Origin of the sequence: Faucicola mancuniensis, assembly GCF_046523945.1 — a bacterium.
GTDB lineage: Bacteria > Pseudomonadota > Gammaproteobacteria > Pseudomonadales > Moraxellaceae > Faucicola > Faucicola mancuniensis.
Window position 1 is genome coordinate 52789 of sequence record NZ_CP171363.1, and the last position, 15431, is coordinate 68219.

Annotated in this window: 14 protein-coding genes and 3 pseudogenes; 9 read left to right on the forward strand and 8 right to left on the reverse strand. The window is 39.7% G+C overall.

The annotated features are described in order from the left end of the window. Positions 1-185 precede the first annotated feature (185 nt). Entirely contained in the window at positions 186-1283 is a 1098-nt protein-coding gene (locus ACGTJS_RS00195) for an IS4 family transposase (RefSeq protein WP_410471957.1), read from the forward strand. Here the strand turns inward: ACGTJS_RS00195 and ACGTJS_RS00200 are convergent. Then, positions 1258-2025 carry a DDE-type integrase/transposase/recombinase gene (locus ACGTJS_RS00200; protein ID WP_410472416.1) on the reverse strand — a complete coding sequence of 256 codons (768 nt, stop codon included), beginning with the start codon at positions 2023-2025 and terminating at the stop codon, positions 1258-1260. The genes ACGTJS_RS00195 and ACGTJS_RS00200 overlap by 26 nt on opposite strands. Positions 2026-2075: 50 nt before the next feature. Between ACGTJS_RS00200 and ACGTJS_RS00205 the strand changes: the two are divergent. Then, positions 2076-2474, forward strand: a pseudogene (locus ACGTJS_RS00205) (transposase); the annotation flags it as partial. Between the two features lie 302 nt (positions 2475-2776). On the opposite strand, the pseudogene ACGTJS_RS00210 reads toward ACGTJS_RS00205, so the two are convergent. After that, positions 2777-3452 (reverse strand): annotated as a pseudogene (locus ACGTJS_RS00210) (IS1595 family transposase). A gap of 67 nt (positions 3453-3519) precedes the next feature. On the opposite strand from ACGTJS_RS00210, the gene ACGTJS_RS00215 reads away from it, so the two are divergent. Continuing rightward, a complete protein-coding gene (locus ACGTJS_RS00215) occupies positions 3520-4239 on the forward strand; it encodes a Smr/MutS family protein (RefSeq protein ID WP_410472418.1) in 720 nt (239 codons plus the stop codon). Positions 4240-4366: 127 nt separating this feature from the next. On the opposite strand, the gene ACGTJS_RS00220 is transcribed toward ACGTJS_RS00215, so the two are convergent. After that, complete coding sequence (locus tag ACGTJS_RS00220) at positions 4367-5068, reverse strand: hypothetical protein (RefSeq protein WP_410472419.1); 702 nt, start codon at positions 5066-5068, stop codon at positions 4367-4369. A gap of 115 nt (positions 5069-5183) precedes the next feature. Then, positions 5184-5876, reverse strand: coding sequence for a lipoyl(octanoyl) transferase LipB (lipB, locus tag ACGTJS_RS00225; protein WP_410472420.1), 693 nt, complete (start codon positions 5874-5876; stop codon positions 5184-5186). Positions 5877-6000: 124 nt separating this feature from the next. On the opposite strand from lipB, the pseudogene ACGTJS_RS00230 reads away from it, so the two are divergent. The 3 genes and pseudogenes from ACGTJS_RS00230 to ACGTJS_RS00240 all read left to right on the forward strand — a co-directional run bounded on the left by ACGTJS_RS00230 (position 6001) and on the right by ACGTJS_RS00240 (position 8787). Continuing rightward, positions 6001-7157, forward strand: a pseudogene (locus tag ACGTJS_RS00230) (PhoH family protein). After that, the gene (gene ybeY, locus ACGTJS_RS00235; protein WP_410472422.1) at positions 7150-7707 is read left to right on the forward strand and encodes an rRNA maturation RNase YbeY; all 558 of its coding nucleotides are present in this window, start codon (positions 7150-7152) and stop codon (positions 7705-7707) included. Before ACGTJS_RS00230 ends, ybeY begins: the two are co-directional and overlap by 8 nt. A gap of 24 nt (positions 7708-7731) precedes the next feature. Further along, positions 7732-8787 carry an asparaginase domain-containing protein gene (locus ACGTJS_RS00240; protein ID WP_410472449.1) on the forward strand — a complete coding sequence of 352 codons (1056 nt, stop codon included), beginning with the start codon at positions 7732-7734 and terminating at the stop codon, positions 8785-8787. Between the two features lie 22 nt (positions 8788-8809). Here ACGTJS_RS00240 and ykgO read toward each other — a convergent pair whose 3' ends face one another. From ykgO to ACGTJS_RS00255, 3 genes are all read right to left on the reverse strand, one after another. Further along, entirely contained in the window at positions 8810-8950 is a 141-nt protein-coding gene (gene ykgO / locus ACGTJS_RS00245; protein WP_315043112.1) for a type B 50S ribosomal protein L36, read from the reverse strand. A 191-nt stretch (positions 8951-9141) separates the two neighbouring features. Continuing rightward, positions 9142-9282: a hypothetical protein gene (locus ACGTJS_RS00250; RefSeq protein ID WP_410472424.1), complete on the reverse strand. Its 141-nt coding sequence runs from the start codon at positions 9280-9282 to the stop codon at positions 9142-9144. A gap of 70 nt (positions 9283-9352) precedes the next feature. Next, positions 9353-11089 carry a glutamine--tRNA ligase/YqeY domain fusion protein gene (locus tag ACGTJS_RS00255; RefSeq protein WP_315043110.1) on the reverse strand — a complete coding sequence of 579 codons (1737 nt, stop codon included), beginning with the start codon at positions 11087-11089 and terminating at the stop codon, positions 9353-9355. A 203-nt stretch (positions 11090-11292) separates the two neighbouring features. Here ACGTJS_RS00255 and ACGTJS_RS00260 point away from each other — a divergent pair, with 203 nt between their 5' ends. Both ACGTJS_RS00260 and ACGTJS_RS00265 read left to right on the forward strand, forming a co-directional pair. Then, positions 11293-11802 (forward strand): peptidylprolyl isomerase, encoded by a 510-nt coding sequence (locus ACGTJS_RS00260; RefSeq protein ID WP_315043108.1) that lies wholly within the window; start codon positions 11293-11295, stop codon positions 11800-11802. Positions 11803-11808: 6 nt separating this feature from the next. After that, a complete protein-coding gene (locus ACGTJS_RS00265) occupies positions 11809-12606 on the forward strand; it encodes a UDP-2,3-diacylglucosamine diphosphatase (RefSeq protein WP_410472426.1) in 798 nt (265 codons plus the stop codon). A gap of 49 nt (positions 12607-12655) precedes the next feature. On the opposite strand, the gene tkt is transcribed toward ACGTJS_RS00265, so the two are convergent. Beyond that, positions 12656-14653 (reverse strand): transketolase, encoded by a 1998-nt coding sequence (tkt, locus tag ACGTJS_RS00270; RefSeq protein ID WP_410472450.1) that lies wholly within the window; start codon positions 14651-14653, stop codon positions 12656-12658. Positions 14654-14857: 204 nt separating this feature from the next. Here tkt and ACGTJS_RS00275 point away from each other — a divergent pair, with 204 nt between their 5' ends. Continuing rightward, a complete protein-coding gene (locus ACGTJS_RS00275; protein WP_410472451.1) occupies positions 14858-15418 on the forward strand; it encodes a nitroreductase in 561 nt (186 codons plus the stop codon). Positions 15419-15431: the final 13 nt, after the last annotated feature.

Consider the following 15431-nt stretch of genomic DNA (forward strand, 5'->3'; position numbering starts at 1 on the left):
TTAAAATAAAACTCCAACCACTCATAAGGAGTAAAGGTTTGAGTTTTGCCAGTAATATCATCTTTTTTAGTTAAAGATGAATGGGGTTTAACGGTATTATAGAAATTAACTCTGCACACGACAAAAAAACAAAAAAGTCTGATAAAACAATGGCATAATAGTAATTTTTCCGACGAATTAAAACCATGCCAAACCTTATCAGACTAGAAAGAATTTTATCGCAAAACCTAACAATACACAAGGCAAAAATCAACTGCTTAAGTCTAATGATAATAGCCATCATTACCGCCCAAAGCAGTAACCTAAAAAAGATAGCCAGACACTTTACCAACAGCACAACAAATGACAGCAACTACCGAAGAATACAACGCTTTTTCGCCCAAACACCCCTAAATGAACACCAAATAGCACGCCTTATCTTTCAACTATTTGGACTAAACAAAGTCACACTCACCATTGACCGTACCAACTGGAAATGGGGAAAAAGCAACATCAACATCTTCATGTTAGCTGTTGTACACAAAGGCATTGCCATACCCTTATACTGGACAATGCTAGACAAACAAGGCAACTCAAAAACACTAGAGAGAACACAACTCATTGAAAAATTCATTCACACCTTTGGTAAAGATAAAATACAAAAAGTATTAGCCGATAGAGAATTTGTGGGTTCTGCATGGTTTGACTGGCTAACAAAACAAAATATTAAATTTGCCATACGCATTAAAAAAGACAGTAAAGTGACCAATACACAAGGACAAAGCGTACAAATTAAAACACTATTTCATAATTTAAACCAGCAAGATACTTATCACCATGCTAGAACACTCTTTGTTGATAAGTGTCCTGTCAAGGTATCGGCAAAGCTTGATAGTGATAATGATTATGTGATTGTGGCTACCAATGATTTTGATGATATTGACCCTATGGCAACTTATGCGATGCGTTGGCAGATTGAAACGCTGTTTTCTTGTTTAAAGGGGCGTGGTTTTAATCTTGAGGATACGCATTTGACTAAACAAGACAGAGTGAGTAAATTGGTTGCGGTAAATGCGTTAGCCTTTTGTTGGGCTTATTTGACTGGCTTGGCGGTCATTGATGATAAGCCTAGTCATTATAAACGTTGCCTTAAGTCTAATGGTCGTCCTCAGTCAAGTGTTTTTGCTTTGGGGTTAGATTTTCTGATTGATGGATTTAGACGGTTTATTATGTGTGGTGATTTTGCTTTTTTTAATAGGTTGGTTGATTTTCTCAGTTTTAAAAGAAAATCAACTTTGTTTTAGTAGTTTCTGTCGTGTGCAGAGAGAAATTAAGAAATCTTGTTAATTCTTGCTTTCTATGTTCACTACCTGTAAATTCACATTGTTCATGCCACATTTCCATGAGCGTACGTATTACTCGTTCTGCTTTACCATTGGTTTGTGGTTTGGCAACTTTGGTGAATTTCTGATTGATGTTGTTATCATAACAGACTTTGACAAATTCATGGTCTTTTGTGCCTTTATATTCTGTGCCATTGTCAGAATAAATCACCTCAATCGTATAAGGGCAAGGTTTAATAACTTGTTCTGTCAGAAACTTAGCCGCACTAAAAGCTGTTTTGTCTGGCATAATACAAGCATACAGTTCACGAGAATAATCATCAATGGCAACAAACAGATATTCTCTAGGGCTGTTGCTATTTTGTCCTTTGAGCAGTGGTAGGCGTTTTGTATCTACGTGTACCATCTCACCAGGATAGGATTTATTATAACGCTTGGCTTGTTTTTTGAGTTTGTCTTGTATACTCTTTTCAACTTTAGCTAAGCGTTTAATGCCAAATTTCGCTTGTTTAAAGCGATTATTGACACTGGTTTGTGGTTTTAGTAACTTCACTCTAGCAAGTTTCAATACCTTGTAGATTGTTGGTCTTGATACTTTGTATTCTTCAGCAAGTGATGTTACGCTTTGTTTGTTTTGATGATAGGCTATCCAAATAGCTTCTCTTTCAAACGGTAGCAGTCTGGTGTTTTTATGTATGTTCATTTGCAGTATTTTATCCTAAATACTGTAAATAACGCTAGGATATCTTACACTTTATGCGTGATTTAAAGCCTGTCTATAAGGCGGTAAACAAGGAATCAGCTGAGCTTACTCTTGATGAGCTTGATAGAGTCTGGGGTGGCAAATACCCCACTGTTATCGCTTCTTGGCGGAATAAGTGGCATTTACTCAGTGCTTATTTCAAATACCCTGAAGCGGTGAGAAAGCCAATCTATACCACGAATGCGGTTGGGGCGGTTCATCGTCAATTCAGAAAACTTACCAAAACTAAAGGAGCATTTCCTAATGAAACAAGCTTGCTAAAATTACTGTATGTTGGTATGCTAAATGCGTCAGAGAAATGGACGATGCCAATTAATAATTGGGGTCAAACAATGATGCAGTTGTCTATCCATTTCCCTGGTCGTTTAGATACTGTGATGAAACTATAATTTAACTGACACAGAGTTTTGAACGCCCTCGCAAAACTCAAACCTTTACTCCTTATGAGTGGTTGGAGTTTTATTTTAAACAAAATGTAAATAACGCTTGAGGTTCTTACAACTAACTATAGTCCTTACTATGCTAACAGTATCTGATTTATCTTATTTAATACATGAAGCTCTGGAACACAATGGCTTTACAGTCATTAATCCATTTGATTATAAAGTTAAGCCACGTCGTAGATACCCTTCTTTTTCTTCACATTGTTATGCAAAATATAGAAAAATTTTGGGGTTGAACTAGATTAGAATTAAATTTCACACCATTTTCTCAAAACTTTAAGCTGATTAGATGGTGTCCCATAATTAAATCTAAACCTTGCGAAGCAGTGCTTCTCATCTTTGATAAATAAATGAAAGTTTTCTTTTTTAATACCGTTGTATCTTCTAAGAATACGTTTAGCTTGATTCCAGAAGTTCTCAATACCATTGATGTGATTTAGCTTGTTGCTTTTATCTGCAAACTCTTTTGAATGATTAATTCTAAAGTGTTTAAAATCATTGACATCAAGAGCATTGTAACTTCTATAACTATCAGTGTAAACAACGCTGTCAGGCTTGATTTTATTGGTGATAATGGGCATTAATGTGGTTTGTTTAGTGTCTTTGACAACGACAGTATAAACCTTGCCATTACGTTTTAAAAGACCAAAGACAGCAGTCTTTCCACCTGCACCACGACCACGCTTACCTTTACGAATACCACCGAAATAGCTTTTATCTAATTCTATTTCACCGTCAAAGGTTTCGTGAGCTTCAAGGCTAAGATTGTATTCTATCACAAGTCTTATTTTATGGTAAAATAAGGTCGCTGAATTAGGTGAATTTGTAGTAAACCAGTCACGCTCGAGCAGTAACTTCTAGTACAAAAAATTCAAGTAGTTTTTTCTGTGCTTTTTTACTTAATTTACAATGTGTTAGCTTCATATTTTTGGTATAATATGATAGCTAATCTAGTACAGCCCCATAACATTTTAAAAAACAAGAGAGAGCCATGTCAAACGACCTATTTTCTAAACAAATGCAAGACCAACTCAAACAACTCAAATCAGAACTATCAAAAGGGCGTTCAACCAGTAACAGCACCGATGAAAACAGCAAACCAACCGAAAATGTCGCCTTGCCAAGCAAACAACAAATTGCCAAACAAGTCAAAAAATACGACAGCGAACATCTTGATGACGACAAAATGCTGTTTATGCAAGCGATGGCAGGCGTTCGCCCAATTAAAGATAAAAATTTGGCAAACAAAACCAAAACCACCGTCAAACCTGATGCGACTACCCTTGCCAAACGTGCTTCAGCCACAGGTACAGATGCAAGCGAATCGCACCAATTATCCGATATGCAAGCCTTGTTAAACCCTGTTTCAGGCGAATCATATTTAAGCTACAAAGTTGCGACCTTACAAAACAAAGTGTTTAATCAACTCAAACAAGGCAAAATCCGTTGGCATAGGGCGGTTGATTTGCACGGCTCAACGATTGAAGAAGCCCGTGAAGCGGTGAGTAGCCTTATCCATCAAGCCCAAAAAAATAACGAAACATCAGTCAAAATCGTACATGGCAAAGGCGTGGATAGCATTTTAAAAACTTGTGTAAACGGTTGGTTACGCCAAATCCCAGACGTGTTGGCATTTTGTTCTGCCCCAGCCGAACAAGGTGGCAACGGTGCAGTTTTGGTCTTGTTAAAACAACGTAAAAATTTGCAATAACCCCAGTTTTCCCCCATTAAAAAAGCGATTGTATTGACAATCGCTTTTTTATCAAACCACTTAATTTTCATATTTGGCAACTTGGGCGTATGCAATACGCCCCTACTTTTTTATCAATCCAAAAAAACTATCTGTCCGCAAACACTTGCTGTTCAGACGCTTTGACAAAGTCCGCATACGACATTGAGCCTTGGGCTTTGGTCATTGGATTTTCTTTGCTTGGGCTGGATTTTTCCATCAATTTTTGTTCCGCCTTAACTTCTGGTGCTGGTGGTGCAGATTCGACTGGTTGAGCTTTCTCTAGTGCTTTTTGAGTCTCGCTATTATCCACTTGAACAGCCGTTGGCATAGTAGATGACGCAGGGGCTGACGCTAGATTACCCAATTGCTCCCCTGATATCACAACCGTTTCGGTGCGTAAATTGTCCGTAGTAGCAACAGGGGCAACCGCAGATGCTGTACTTGCAGGGCTAGCCACAGGCTTGGCAATAGGCACAGGTGTTGCTACTGTAGCAACTGGTGTTGGCTCTTCAGCTTGAAACATCGGCAGTACAAACAAATAAAGCACCGCTAGCACCGCCAATACACCTAACACGCCTGCCATCATCAAGGTTTTTTTGTCAGTTTTGCTACCGATGCTATTACTTGGTTTTGGTGTGCGTTTTAGAGCAAATTTGGATTTTTTTGACGTGGCGGTCGCTGTCGTTGGTGCTTCTGTTGGTGTATCATTTAAAAAAGCGTCCACATCAAACGCTGGTGGATTTGTGTTTGACGTGGTTTCATTTTTATTTTTTTGTTTTTTTTGGGGTAATGAAAACTTAATTGCCATGTTTTTAAGCCTTTTTATTATTAAAAACTCCTACATTTTAGCACAAAATCACTTAAAAACTGCAACACTTCATTAACATTTTAGATAAACTGTTTAAAATTTACGATTGACGTATTTAACGTTGCACTGGTAAAGCACGATATTGTTTAACAATATTAATAAATTCATCAGTCACAGTTTTTTTGTCTATTGTGGCGAAATCCACCAATCGCAACATCGTCATACCAGCATAACCACAAGGGTTTATCAAATTAAACGGCGTTAAATCATTCACCAAATTTAACGCAATACCATGATAACTAAACCCATGTTTAATCTTAAAGCCCAAAGACGCAATTTTGCCAAGTTCCAAACCATCTTGATTATAGACATAGACACCAGGGGCATCTTGGCGAGCTTTGGCAAAAAAACCGCTTGGCAAATAAGGGCTGACGCTATCAATGATGATATTTTCGGCATGGCTCACCAAATCTCGCACGCCCCACCCCAAGCCATTTAAATCAAACAAAAAATACACCACCAACTGCCCACGCCCATGCCACGTTACCTGTCCGCCACGGTCGGTTTTGATGACTGGCGTGTCGTTGCGTTGCAAAATGTGTTCAGGCTTACCCGCCTGCCCCAGCGTATAGACATCATTATGCTCCACAATCCACAATTCATCGGCAGTTGCAATGTTTTGTTTTTTTTGTTCAATTCGCCATAACGTTTTATTTAACATATCGTCATGGGTTTTTTGGTAATCGGCTTGTGAGAAATAATGAATTTGTAAATTGTCTTGCTGATTTTGTGTGTTATTTTGACCCATTTTTTTTGCCTTTTTTCAAAATTTTACAATATTTTAACATGAACTCTTGTTTTTGCCTTGAATTTTTGTAAAAATTTACCATAATAAACCCATCGTTTGAACAAATTTTTAAAAGGAAAAAAACTTGACCGCTAGCATCAGCCGACATTTTGACATCAATGCCCTACCCACCCACACACTCAAAGCCCTACTCGGCGAATACAACACACACCTAAAATACATAGAACACCGCTTTGACATCCACATTCAACAACGAAAAGACAGCCTAGTGCTATCAGGCGATTTGCTAAGTGTTGAGAAAACCGAACAACTGTTAAACAAAATGCTAGACGAACTCGCCACAAGCGACTTTATCAGCCCAGAAACCCTACATTTGTTAATCCAAACAAGCCAAAAAAGAGAGCCGATTTTGACCGACAATTTAGAAAAAACACAAAAAAGTTTAGAAAAATTAGAAAACACGTTACAAAATAACGCAAACAATCATGTAGAAAAACAAAATTCACAATCCGCCCAAGATTTTACCCCAATTGCCCTACAAACTCGCAAAGGCAAAATTATCCCTCGTGGCTACAACCAACAACAATACGTCAAAAAATCCTACTTTCGGACGTGTCATTTGGCGTAGGGCTGGCAGGGACAGGCAAAACGTATTTGGCAGTGGCGTGTGCGGTGGATATGCTAGAACGCAATGAAATTGAGCGGATTTTGCTTGTGCGTCCTGCGGTGGAAGCAGGCGAAAAATTGGGCTTTTTACCGGGAGATTTGACCCAAAAAATTGACCCTTATCTGCGACCGCTTTACGATGCCTTATATGAAATGCTTGGTTTTGAAAAAGTGGGCAAACTACTTGAACGCCAAATCATTGAAGTTGCTCCACTTGCCTATATGCGTGGTCGCACGCTGAATAATTCATTTGTGATTTTAGACGAAGCCCAAAACACCACGCCAGAGCAGATGAAAATGTTTTTAACACGGCTTGGTTTTGGCTCTCGTGCGGTGATTACAGGCGATACATCACAAGTGGATTTGCCTCGTGGCACAAAGTCTGGACTTGCTCGGTACTTGCATATTTTGAGCGATATTGACGAAATTCACGTCACACGTTTTGATAGCAAAGACGTGGTGCGACATCAGTTGGTGCAAAAAATCGTGCAAGCGTATGATAAATTTGATGAAGAACAAGAAGCCATCAAAGAGCAAAGAAAACAAGCTCGTTTGCTTGAAAAATTGGCACAAGAAAAACAGGCACAAACTGACACGGTAAATGATGATGAGTGAATTTAACAACGATTTAGACATTGTCATCAGCTTTAGCGAAACATTGCTTAATCAAGCCAATTTCAGCCAAATTGAGCCTTTTTATGATATTGACAAGGTGCAAAATATTGTCAAAACCATGTTTGAGTATTTTTGGCAAAATGACGTTAATTTTCCACAAGTAAATAAAAAATTAATTAAAAACAAAGCATTAGAGCTTGATGTTTATGTCGTTGAACCGATAGAAGGGCAAGCGATAAACCTTGATGCTCGTGGCAAAGATTATGCGACCAATATTTTGTCCTATCCGAGCGATTTGCCAGAGAACATTGCCGAAGTTTTGCCGATTTTTGTGCTTGGTGAATTGGTGATTTGTCATGACGTGGTTGCCAAACAAGCCGATGAACAAGGCAAAACAGTTGAAGAGCATTTAACGCATTTGCTTGTGCATGGTATCTTACATTTGTTGGGTTTTGACCATGAACTTGGACAAGCCGAACAAGACGAAATGGAAGGCTTGGAAATTGCGATTTTGGCACAATTAAACATTGCCAATCCTTATGAAAATTAATTGACGTTTACAATGGAAAAAATCATGTTAAATTCAACCCAAAAACTTGGCATTATTTACGCAGGCGGTACGTTTGGCAGTCATGGTCAGCCGTTAAAAAGCCTAAATTCGGACAAATTTTTACCGATTTTGCAAAATATCTTAACCAATCATTTTGACGGTTACGCCCAAACGATTAACTGGGAAATTTTGCCAAATAACGTGGTAAAAGACAGCAGCCAACTGACCCCTAGCGATTTTGCCGATTTTTATCAGTTGATTATCAACTCGTATCAGCAAGGTTTTCGCCAATTTTTGATTTTGACAGGGACGGATACCTTAAGTTATTTGTCGGCATTTTTGGCGGAAAGCCTTGCCAATAGCGATGTGTGCGTGGTGGTTACAGGTGCGATGCAACCATTATTACAGCCGTTATCGCCGACTTTTGAAGTCAATGAAACAAGCGATGCAAGTGAAAATTTGTTCGCTAGTTGTCGTCTTGCGGTGAGTGGCGAAATGGGCGTAAAAGTATGTTTTAACTACGCCAATTGGCATGCCCAAACGGTGCAAAAATTCCATAGCCATGATTTAACCGCTTTTAAAGGCTCGGATAAAATCAATTATCCTGCGAATAGTTTTTACACTTTTGACAAACAAAATTGTAAAAATTGGTTAAATTCACATTTTAACAATTTAACACAAACTGTTAAAAATTTAAGCCAAAGCAAAATCACGCCAATTTTTATCACGCCAATGATGGCAGACGATTTAGCAAAAAACATCCAAAATGCGTTAAACGACAAGCCAAATGCGTTGATTTTATTAGGATTTGGAGCAGGCAATATTCCGCATAATGACAAGGTGGAAACCGCTTTACAACAGGCATTTGAGCAAAATTGTCTGGTCGCCATTACCACGCAATGCCCGTTTGGTGGGGTGAGCGGTGCTTATGAAGCAGGGACTTGGTTGGCAAAATATTACGTTTTGACAACAGGCGAATTGACGATTCCTGCGATTTTTGCTCGTTTGCTGTGGCTGTCGGCAACGGTTAATGATTTTGGCAAAAAAATGGAAGTTTGGCAAAATTTGTTAAATCAATAATTCAAAACCGCACCAATTTAGGTTATTTCTTTTTGCCTTTGCCTTGTACGGCTTTTAGGCGTGGGTTTGATTTGCAAATAACGAACACTCGCCCACGTCTGCGGACGATTTGGCAGTCTTCATGGCGGTTTTTGGCGGATTTTAGGGAGCTTAATACTTGCATGGTTTTTCCTTTTTGGTGAATTTATTGTTATATTATAACATAACAAAATATTTTGCAAGTAATTTTGAGTTTATGCTCACCTTTTTTATTTATTCCAATTTTTGATTTGAAAATTGATATTATAAGCCATCATTTACACCGTTTGATTGGTAAAGATTGGTAAGAAATTTTTGTAAAGCCATGGTTTCTTGCTATTGCCAATTAAGCCATTGTTTAGGATACTCCAAATCAATTGACAAAATACTAAATTTTTGTTCGTTTTTGACATCTAAATTTAACGCAAAAATATTGCCATTACGTAAATTTGAACCGATAAAAATAATATTTGGCAACTATTATTTTTACCCATAAAAAAACCCCACAATTAAATTGTAGGGAATTTTAAATTTGATTAAATATTAATTATTTAAACCCATCTTTTAAACCCACAATACGGTTAAACACAGGTTTTTCGCTTGTAAAATCTTGGCTATCCGCCACAAAAAAACCTTCACGCTCAAACTGAAAACGCTCACCTTTTTCAGCCTTAGCCAAAGACGGCTCAACCACCGCATTCACCACCGTCAAAGAATTTGGATTGATTTCATTGGCAAGATTTTCCAAATCAATTTTTGCAGGGTCTTCTTGGGTAAATAATTGTTCATATAAACGCACCTCAGCAGGCACGCCAAGCGTTGCCGATACCCAATGAATCACGCCTTTTACCTTACGCCCTTCTGGATTATTGCCAAGCGTTTTTGGGTCAATCGTGGCTTTTAACTCCACCACTTCGCCATTGTCGCCCACGATATGTTCTTCCACTTTTAATACATAGCTATTACGCAAGCGGATTTCACTATTGCTTGGCGATAGGCGTTTGTAGCCGTCTGGCGGATTGATTTCAAAATCGGCTTTATCAATATAAATTTCTTTGGTAAACGGAATTTCACGATTGCCTTGACTTTCATCATGGCTGTTTTTTGGTTGTGTTAGCCACAAAATACCGTTTTCAAGATTGGTTTTTACCGTTGGTTTTTTCAAATTTTCCACATCGGCAACCGCTTCATCAAAGTTGGTAATCGTTACTTTTAACGGATTAATCACCGCCATAGCACGATTTGCGGTATCTTCAAGCGAATTGCGAATGCTAAACTCAAGCAAACCAAAATCCACCACACCGTCCGCCTTGCTCACGCCAACACGGTCGCAAAAATCACGCAAACCTTCAGGCGTATAGCCACGACGACGCATACCTGCAATGGTCGGCATTCGTGGGTCGTCCCAACCTGTTACAAGGTTGTCTTCTACCAATTTTTTGAGTTTACGTTTACTGGTCAAAATGTGATTAACATTTAAACGAGCAAATTCATACTGATGTGGCTCTTTTTCAAAGCCTACTTTATTCACAATCCAATCATAAAACGGACGGTGGTCTTCAAACTCAAGCGTACAAATAGAATGGGTAATGCCTTCAATCGCATCAGACAGTGGGTGGGCGTAGTCATACATCGGATAAATGCACCATTGGTCGCCTGTTTGGTGGTGTTCCTTGTGCATAACACGGTAAATTACAGGGTCTCGCATATTCATATTTGGGCTTGCCATGTCAATTTTGGCACGCAAAACCGCTTCGCCATTGCCAAATTTGCCGTTTTTCATGTCGTCAAAACGTTGTAAATTCTCGCTAACAGTTGCATCACGATATGGTGAATTTTTACCGACTTGCCCAAAGTTACCACGATTTTCACGAATTTGTTCAGGTGTTTGCAAATCAACATACGCATCGCCTTGTTCAATCAGTTTAATCGCCCATTTGTACAATTGTTCAAAATAGCTAGACGCATAGCGAGTGTCGCCCGCCCAATGAAAACCAAGCCATTCCACGTCCGCCTTGATATTATCAACAAATTCTTGGTCTTCGGCATCTGGATTGGTGTCGTCAAAACGCAAGTTGCAAAGTCCGTTAAATTCGTTTGCCAAGCCAAAGTTTAAACAAATTGATTTAACATGACCCAAGTGCAAATAGCCGTTTGGCTCTGGTGGAAAACGAGTTACGATTTGTGAATATTTTTGCTCAGCCAAGTCATCACGCACAATGGCACGGATAAAGTCGTTTTTTTCGGTGGTTTCGGTTGCGTTGTTGGTTGAATTATTTGTCATAGGTTTTTCCGTTTTTACAAGATAAAAGGTTTTTAAAATAAAAAGGTTAAACGGTTTATTTTAACAGTTTTTTGCTGATTTAACAGCTTAAAATCGTGAAAACTGATTTTTTTTACAATTTTTTCGCAATTTGCTATTGATAAATGCGGTTTTTGCCTTTATAAAGGTTTAAATTTTTTTCAAAACCCTAACTTGGAGAACCTATGGATATGCCATACGTTGAATTTGAAACCACAATGGGCAACATTGTGATTGAACTAAACATTGACAAGGCCCCAAAAACTGTTGAGAATTTTATCAGTTATGTGAATGAAGGGCATTATAATGGCACGATTTTTCACCGTGTGATTGACGGCTTTATGATTCAAGGCGGTGGCATGGATGCGAATATGAAAGAAAAAAGCACCCACGCACCGATTCAAAACGAAGCGAACAACGGCTTGGCGAACGAAATCGGCACGATTGCTATGGCTCGCACGTCAGACCCACATTCTGCAACTGCACAATTTTTTATCAATGTCAAAGACAACAGCTTTTTGAACTATTCAAGCCCAACGCCACAAGGCTGGGGCTATGCGGTGTTCGGTAAAGTTACCGAAGGTATGGACGTGGTGAACAAAATCAAAGGCGTACCGACTGGTAAGTACGGCTTTCACGCTGATGTGCCAAGCACGCCAATCGTGATTATCAATGCAAAAGTGATTGAAAAATAAGCCTTTATGCAAGATTTTGCAACGTTAATCGCTGATAAACCACAAGTGATTGAAACGGTTTTTATCAGCGATTTACATTTGGCTGACACGCCTGCTACTAATGATTTAGAGCAGGCGTTTTTGGCTTTGTTGGATAATTTGGCAACTTTGCCGAACTTGCGACAACTGTTTATTTTGGGCGATTGGTTTGAAACTTGGCTTGGCGATGACGTAGCCGAAACCGACACGCCCAAAACTTGGCTTAATCCTATTATCAATAAACTACAAATTTTAACAAATAATAGTTGTCAAATTTACATCATGCACGGCAATCGGGATTTTTTAATCGGTGAAAAATTTTGTCAAAAATTTGGCGGAAAACTCATTCAAGAGCCGTTTTATCTGACGTTAAACAATCAAAAAATCCGCCTTGAACATGGCGATGCCTTATGTACTGATGATAAAAAATATCAAATTTTTCGTAAAATTATTCAAAATCCAATTACCAAAAAAATTTTACTTGCCTTGCCTATTAAAAAACGTGAGCAAATCGCTAAAGACCTTCGCCAAAAAAGCAAAACCGATAATGCCAAAAAATCCATGCAAATCATGGACGTAAATGAAATCGCGGTTAAAAAAGCGTTAAAAAATGCCGATATTCTCATTCATGGGCATACGCACCGACCATATGAGCATTTATTAGAAAATGGAAAAAAAAGACTGGTGCTTGGGGATTGGCGAATGGATAAGAAGGAGGTTAATGCCGTGATTGCAGTAGGTTATGACAAGGGTATTGAACTTTTAACTTTCACAAAAATCAAATAAAAAACGTGCCAAACGGCACGTTTTTTTCATTGTAACAATGATAAACCAATTAAATCAGCGATTTCACCACACTCACCACCGCCTCACTGGTAATGCCAAAGTGGTTAAACAAGTCTTTGGCAGGGGCAGACTCACCAAAGGTTGTCATGCCAATCACCTTGCCATCAAGCCCCACAAATTTATACCAATAATCCACATGGCTTGCCTCTACCGCCACACGGCTACGAACATTTGACGGCAACACGCTTTCACGGTAAGCACTATCTTGGCTAACAAACACTTCGGCACATGGCATAGATACCACACGCACGCCCACGCCTTGACCGCTTAATTCTTGATAAGCATTCATCGCAAGCTCTACTTCCGAACCTGTGGCAATGATGATGGCTTGTAAATCAGCCTGCTCTTTGGCAAGCACATAACCGCCTTTAGCGATGTTTGCCACTTGTGCGTCATCACGGTTTTGGTGCGGTAGGTTTTGACGACTAAAAATCAGAGCCGATGGGGTGGTTTTGGCTTTTAGGCTCTCAACCCACGCCACCATAGATTCCACCGTGTCGCATGGTCGCCATGTGTGCAAGTTTGGCGTAGCACGCAGACTGGCAAGCTGTTCTACAGGCTGGTGCGTTGGCCCATCTTCGCCAAGTCCAATGCTGTCATGGGTATAAACGTTAATCACACGCTGTTTCATGAGTGCTGACATACGCACCGCATTGCGAGCATATTCCATAAACATCAAAAACGTTGCCACATAAGGGATAAAGCCACCATGCAAGGCAATGCCGTTGGCAATCGCTGTCATGCCAAATTCACGCACACCATAATGAATGTAGTTGCCCGCTGGGTCATTTTCTAGGGCTTTGGCATTTTTAAACCATGTCAAATTTGACCCTGCCAAATCTGCCGAACCGCCCAAAAGCTCTGGCAACAAAGGTTGCAAGGCGTTAATGGCGTTTTGACTGGCTTTACGACTGGCGATATTTTCTGGATTGGCTTGACATTGTTTGATAAAATCTTGGGCTTTTTGTTCAAAATCAGCAGGCAAGTCCGCATTCATACGGCGTAACAACTCTTTGGCAAGCTCTGGATACGCCTTTTGATAACTGTCAAACTCCGCTTGCCAATTGCCTTGTACCACCTCACCTTTGGCAACACCATTCCAAGCGTCATAAATCTCTTGTGGAATGACAAACGGTTCTGCCGTCCAGCCCAAAGTTTCACGAGTTAAGGCAATCTCATCATTGCCAAGTGGGGCTCCGTGGCAGTCTTCCTTGCCTTGTTTGTTTGGCGAACCTGCCCCAATCACAGTTTTACAAATGATTAAAGACGGTTTTTTACTCTCATTTAAGGCATTTTCGGTGGCTTTGCCAATTGCCTCGCTGTCATGTCCGTCCACCGTTTGTACTTGCCAGCCATAAGCCTCAAAGCGTTTTTGGGTGTCGTCAGAAAACCAGCCTTCCACTTCGCCATCAATAGAAATGCCGTTGTCATCATAATACACCACCAATTTGCCAAGCTCTAGCGTGCCAGCCAGTGAACACGCCTCATGGCTAATGCCTTCCATCAAACAGCCATCACCCAAAAAGCAATAAGTGTTGTGATTGATGATTTCATGCCCATCACGGTTAAACTGATTTGCCAACGTTTTTTCGGCAATAGCAAAACCCACCGCATTGGCAATGCCCTGACCTAGCGGACCTGTGGTGGTTTCAATGCCTGCGGTGTAGCCGTATTCTGGGTGGCTGGGCGTTTTTGAGTGCAATTGACGAAAATTCTTTAAATCGTCAATAGACACATCATAACCAGACAAATGTAGCAAGGCATAATGGAGCATTGAGCCATGACCATTTGACAGCACAAAGCGGTCTCGGTTTAGCCATTTTGGGTCTTTTGGGTTGTGTTTTAAAAATTTACGCCAAAGCACTTCGGCAATGTCTGCCATACCCATTGGGGCTCCAGGGTGTCCAGAATTGGCTTTTTGAACAGCGTCCATCGCAAGGGCACGAATGGCGTTGGCATTGTGGCGTTGGGTGATTGGGGTTGGCATAGTTTTTCCTTTGGTAGGTTTTGATTGAAATGCAGGCATTTTATCATATTTTGCCAATTTTTTCATCAGTTTAAAAAATAGCTTAATAAATTGGCGAAATTAAGGTATGATAATAACTTTGATTATTATGTTTTTGACGATATCTAAATGCGTCTTTAAAATAAGATATGTCACCAGTTAAATTTTAACAAAAAGGAAAAACCCATGAACACACAAGAAATTTTAGACTTTATCCAATCACGCCGTTCTATGGGACGACTACTCGCCCCTGCTCCCAATGCAGAACAACTTAAACAAGCCGTCAGCGTAGCATTAACCGCACCTGACCACAAACAATTAAACCCTTTTCGCTTTGTTGTTCTTGAGAATCAAGCCTTGGATAATCTTGGTTTAGCTTTACACCAAGCGACTTTGGACAAAGGCGATACAGACGAAACCGCTTTACAAAAAGCCAAAATGCTACCAAAACGAGCCCCAATGATTATCGCTTGTGTAACAGATTACAAAAACCACCCAAAAGTGCCAGAATTTGAGCAATTATTATCCGCAGGGGCAGGCGTGCAAAACTTGCTGTTAGCCTTACAAGCTCAAGGTTTCGCCAGCGTTTGGCGAAGTGGCGATTTGATGAATAGCCAAGCGGTAAAACAATTTTTTAACTTAACCGATAATAATCAAGTCGTTGGCTTTATTTATGTGGGAATGGCAGGGGCGGAATTGCCACCAAGAAAAGCGGTAAATACTGATGATTTTTTAACATTTTATTAATATTTTTTAAATT